Consider the following 413-nt stretch of genomic DNA (forward strand, 5'->3'; position numbering starts at 1 on the left):
CTAACGCTCAAGTTAAGCCGAATTGCAGCGCGTAGCTGGCCATATGGCAAGCTCTTTTTGCCATATGGACGGCGTAGCGATGCAATTTCGGCTTGAACGCATTGTTAGGGGCCACCGACACGCTCGACCGACTTGGCTAAGATCCAGCCGGACATGCCGTAGGACTGGTCTAACTCGTAGCCTTTGAGGCCTGCGGAGGCGCAAAACGCGATCGCTGCCTCCAATGAAGTGGCCCACCGTCCAGGCCAGCCACATTGCCTCGTTCCCTCTGCCAAATTGGGCCACTCTTTCTGGAGAAGCGTCTCGGCAGGAAGTTCTGAAAGGGCGAGCACGATGGACGGAAGCTCGGGGTATACGAACTGATGAGCAGCAACGCCGCGGAAAATGAGTCGGAAACCGTCTTTGGCCGAGCC

1 protein-coding gene is annotated in these 413 nt (G+C 57.4%); it reads right to left on the reverse strand.

Annotated features, from left to right (window positions below):
* Positions 1-104: 104 nt before the first annotated feature.
* Positions 105-413, reverse strand: a 309-nt coding sequence (locus OSC30_RS16805; protein WP_267172997.1) for a hypothetical protein, incomplete at its 5' end; no start/stop codon positions are given.

Origin of the sequence: Frateuria hangzhouensis, from assembly GCF_026410505.1 — a bacterium.
In the GTDB taxonomy this organism is placed as follows: Bacteria; Pseudomonadota; Gammaproteobacteria; order Xanthomonadales; family Rhodanobacteraceae; genus Frateuria_A; species Frateuria_A hangzhouensis.